At 50.5% G+C, this 4618-nt stretch carries 4 protein-coding genes; 2 read left to right on the top strand and 2 right to left on the bottom strand.

The features are described from left to right. Positions 1-1220 (top strand): translocation/assembly module TamB domain-containing protein (locus Q0V82_RS16435; RefSeq protein ID WP_297577536.1); only part of this gene is annotated, 1220 nt, incomplete at its 5' end. A gap of 244 nt (positions 1221-1464) precedes the next feature. Here Q0V82_RS16435 and Q0V82_RS16430 read toward each other — a convergent pair. Together Q0V82_RS16430 and Q0V82_RS16425 are read right to left on the bottom strand one after the other, a co-directional pair. Then, positions 1465-2529 (bottom strand): type II asparaginase, encoded by a 1065-nt coding sequence (locus Q0V82_RS16430; RefSeq protein ID WP_297577533.1) that lies wholly within the window; start codon positions 2527-2529, stop codon positions 1465-1467. A gap of 156 nt (positions 2530-2685) precedes the next feature. Beyond that, complete coding sequence (locus Q0V82_RS16425; RefSeq protein WP_297577530.1) at positions 2686-3372, bottom strand: ComF family protein; 687 nt, start codon at positions 3370-3372, stop codon at positions 2686-2688. A gap of 149 nt (positions 3373-3521) precedes the next feature. Here Q0V82_RS16425 and bioB point away from each other — a divergent pair, with 149 nt between their 5' ends. Beyond that, positions 3522-4517, top strand: a complete 996-nt coding sequence (gene bioB / locus Q0V82_RS16420; protein WP_297577527.1) for a biotin synthase BioB — start codon at positions 3522-3524, stop codon at positions 4515-4517. Positions 4518-4618: the final 101 nt, after the last annotated feature.

The following is a 4618-nucleotide window of genomic DNA, read 5'->3' as shown; positions in this document are numbered from 1 at the left end:
TTGTGGGGGATGGCGTGGTGTTGGGTGGTCGGGCGCATTTGGATGTAACTCGCGTCGCGCTGGCGGATAAAGTGAGCTTGGCTGGGCAAATTAAAGGCACGGGTTTGCTGTATAAAGATGCCGGTTTGGGGGTGCATTTGCGAGAGGGCGTAGTGGATATTGGTTTGGATGGCCAGCAAATTACGCTAAAAACCATGAAATTTAACGGCAGTGGCAGCGGGCTGATTGAAGGCTCGGGCCGGATCGATTTAACCGACAAAGCACAACCCGATATCACCATTCAATTGGCGGCCAAGAAATTCACTTTAATTAGCAAGGCCGATATGCTGCTGGTGATTTCAGGACAAGGCACCTTGGCGATGCACGACGGCGCTTTGGCCGTCAACGGGCAGTTTGTTGCTGATGAAGGCGATATTCAGTTTGTTGCTAACGACGTACCGCATCTGTCGTCGGACGTGGTGGTTTTAGGCGCTACGCCGAAAAAAGTCCAAAAGGCGATGGCGGCCAGTGTTGAAATTGGCGTTGATTTGGGTAAAAACTTTCGCTTTCGCGGTTATGGGCTCGACGCTGAGTTGATTGGGCAGCTGCGACTCAAAGCCAGCGGTAATCAAGCCTTGAGCGCGCATGGTACGGTGAGTGTTGAAGAGGGTGAATATAAGGCTTACGGACAAAAACTCGATATTGAGCGCGGTGTGTTGTCATTTATTGGTCCGCTGGATAATCCAGGCTTAGATATTTTGGCGGTGCGAACCAATCTAGCGGTTGAAGCTGGGGTAAAGGTGCAAGGTTCGGCGTATTCGCCACGGGTGACTTTGTATTCTGACCCGAATGTACCGGACTCGGAAAAACTGTCTTGGCTGCTATTTGGTCATGGCTCTGAAAACATGGAAAAAGCCGATGGCGCTTTGATTTTGCAGGTCTTGAATGCGATGGCCAGCAATAATAATGGTCAAGGACTAACCGATCAGTTGTTTGGTGCCGTGGGGATTGATGAGGTGGGTTACAACACCATTCGTGAAAAAGATGGCAGCACCACGCAGGTGGTTTCGGTAAGTAAGCAATTGGCGAAAAATTTACGCGTGTCACTGGATAAAAGCTTTAATGGCTTGCGTGATGCGGTGAGGTTTACTTGGCAGTTATCCAGAAATTGGGCCGTGGTCTCACGCATCGGGGTTGATGAAAGCTCGCTGAATGTCGATTACACATGGCAATTTGATTAAACAAATAATCTGATGTCGTTGAGTTAAAAAAGGCACGGCTCTTTACCGAAATACAGTTCACTTAACGGCAAACCCTGAAAACCTGACGCAGAGGCGCAGAGGCGCGGAGGAAAATCAGGGTTTTTCGATTGATTTTCTCTGTACCTTTGCGTCAAAAGCGACAACTGCAATGAAATCGAGGAAAAAAATGCCGCTCACTTGGCTTAAGTGAACGGCATTACGGCTTTTTGCCGTGCCTTTTGTATTAGTAGGTGTAGAACATACGTTGGATTTCTTGGCTGTCTTTGGTTTTGGTCAGCGCCAGCATTAACAAAATACGCGCTTTTTGTGGTGAAAGCGTATCGGCAACGGTGAAATCGGTTTTGTCGTCATTGTTTTCACCATTGCGAATGGTTGGCCCATTGCTAATGCGGGACGAGCGATTGATATGGATGCCTTTTTGGCGCAGTTCAGTTAAGCGGGCTCGAACGGGCGCGGCTAAGCTGCCATTGCCGGTGCCGGCGTAAACAATCCCTACATCTCCCGCAGCGGCAAAGGCATCAATCGCCAAAGTATTGGCGTTGGCGGAGCCATACGCGATATTCACTGCCGGCAGGCTGTCGAGCTTGGCAACATCAAATTCGGTATTGCTAGTGTGTTTGCGGGTGCTGGCACGGTAAAAATTAGGCTTGCCAGACACGATATAACCCAAGCTACCGAGTTCGGGCGAACGGAAGGTATTGGTGGTCATCGTATTGGTTTTCACCACATCGCGTGCGCCTTGGATTTCATCATTGAGCGCAACCAATACCCCTTGGCCGATGGCTTCTTTGCTGCCAGCGAGCGCTACGGCATTATACAGATTGATTGGGCCATCCGCGCTAATGGCGGTAGCTGGGCGCATAGCACCGACGATCACCACCGGTTTATTGCTTTTAACCACCAGATTTAAGAAATACGCCGTTTCTTCAATGGTATCGGTGCCGTGGGTGATGACCACGCCATCGACGTCTTTGCGTTTCAGTGTTTCATTGACCTTTTTGGCCAGTTTGAGCCAATGATCATTAGTCATGCTCTCACTGGCAATTTGAAACACCTGCTCGCCACTCACATTGGCCACTTTGCTGAGTTCAGGTACTGCTGCAATCAGCGCGTCAACGCCAATTTTGGCCGCGGTATAGCCCACCGTGGTGGTGCTGGTGTTGCCCGTGCCGGCAATGGTGCCGCCTGTAGCCAAAATCACGACATTGGGTTTTTCGGCGGCAATGGCCGTGCCAGTAATGAAGGCGCTAAGTACAAGGAGTGTGGTGGTTTTTATCGCTAGATTCATGGTATCTCCGTTATTATTTTGAGCTTGATGATGTTTCAAGCTCGTCAGCGAGGGGCGTTGAGTACTGATCATCTCGGATAAACCGCAGGTGACGGTATTGTGACAAATGCTGATGGGGTAAGCACTAGTGGCGAAATAGCTTAGCGAAATCGCTTATTAAGGGGTGCGTGCCACCACCCAAGCGAACACTTCAAGCGCACCTGCAGTTTTGAGTGCTTTGGCGGCGGCATGCATGCTGGCACCGCTGGTCATCACATCGTCAATCAGTGCGATACGCAGACCATGCATCGGGGTGTGGCAAATAAAGGCGTTGCGCATATTACGCCAGCGCGCGTTGGCGCTTAAGCGTGCTTGATGTTCGGTGTTTTTATTGCGGCATAAATGCCCGATATCGAGTGGTAGTTGTAAGCGTTTGGCAATGGGTCTGGCGATTTCAAGCGCTTGGTTAAATCCGCGTTCTTTGAGTCGTTCCGGATGTAAGGGGAGCGGGATAATCAGGTCTGGGCGCTGGGTATGGACAAGCGCCGTGGCCAGAGCGTCACCCAGTGGCGGTAGTAAAGACCAACGTCCGGCAAACTTGGCCGCCTGAATCAAGCTGGCAATTGGATCGGCGTATAAAAAGGCGGCGATGGTGGCATCAAATTCGGGCGGTGTTTTGCTGCAAGCGCCGCAAAGCAGTCCTTGGGTGGATTGCCGCGCGCAGCATGGGCAACTTTGTGCGGGTTGTGGTCGGACTAAGGTGGCAAAACAATCTACGCATACCGCGTCTTGACTACTTGCCGCGCACAGTAGGCACTGCGTTGGGCTGATGTAGTTCAAAAATTTGTCGAATAAATTTGACAACTCAGCGCCTCGTTTGGACAATGCAATTGATGTCGTTGGTCGGCGGTGGCTTTTAGCCGTGACTAGGGTCGGTTGACGTTGGGTTTTCGATCCGCAAAGCAAACGTCAACAGACCCTCTCAGTATTAAAATTATTTGGATAAATAGCGAATGAATTGTTCCAGCTCAGCAACACAAACCATCGAATTTAAGCGCGCCACACCGCATCCGGAGCAAGCGCTATGGTCAGAGGCCGCCGTCGCTCAATTGTTTGCGTTGCCGTTTAATGATTTGCTGTTTCAAGCGCAAACAGTGCATCGGCAAAATTTTGACGCCAATCGGGTGCAATTATCGACTTTGTTGTCGGTAAAAACCGGCGGTTGCTCAGAAGATTGTGGTTATTGCTCGCAATCGGCGCGCCACGATACCGGATTAGAAACCGAAAAACTGATGGACGCCGATGAAGTGATCGCCAAAGCGGCGATTGCCAAAGAAAATGGCTCGTCGCGGTTTTGCATGGGCGCAGCATGGCGTGGCCCTAAAAACAAAGATTTAGCTGAAGTTAAAAAAATGATTGCCGGCGTGAAAGCATTGGGTTTAGAAACCTGTGCCACGTTTGGCATGCTTAAAGACGGCCAAGCAGAGCAATTACGCGACGCTGGTTTGGACTATTACAACCACAATCTGGACACCTCAGAAGCCAAATATGGCGAAATCGTCACCACCCATAGCTATGCCGATCGTTTGGATACCTTGGGTAAAGCGCGTAAAGCCGGTTTAAATGTGTGCTCAGGTGGGATTGTTGGCTTGGGTGAAACGCGTTTGGATCGTGCTGGCTTAGTGGCGCAATTGGCCAATCTCGATCCACAACCTGATTCGGTACCAATTAACAATCTGGTGCAAATTGATGGCACGCCACTTGATGGCTCAGAGCCTGTGGATTGGACTGAGTTTGTTCGCACCATTGCCGTAGCGCGAATTACGATGCCAAAAGCTTATGTACGCTTGTCGGCAGGTCGCCAGCAAATGCCCGAAGCGATGCAAGCACTGTGCTTTTTGGCTGGCGCGAATTCGATTTTTTACGGCGATAAACTGTTAACCACCGGTAATCCCGATGTCGAAGGTGATCGTGCTTTGTTCCGAAAATTAAATCTGCAGCCGCTGTAAGTGGTCTCTAGCTTGCGGCGCTGAGTTGCGCCGCAAAAAAATAGGCAATGTTCAGATTTGGTGTTGATGCTGTGCCGCGCTCGTCGAGCTGGGGCTTAAAA

The organism is uncultured Deefgea sp. (assembly GCF_947072475.1).
GTDB lineage: Bacteria > Pseudomonadota > Gammaproteobacteria > Burkholderiales > Chitinibacteraceae > Deefgea.
Note: the sequence above shows the minus strand (reverse complement) of the source record. Positions and strands in the feature narration are given on the sequence as shown.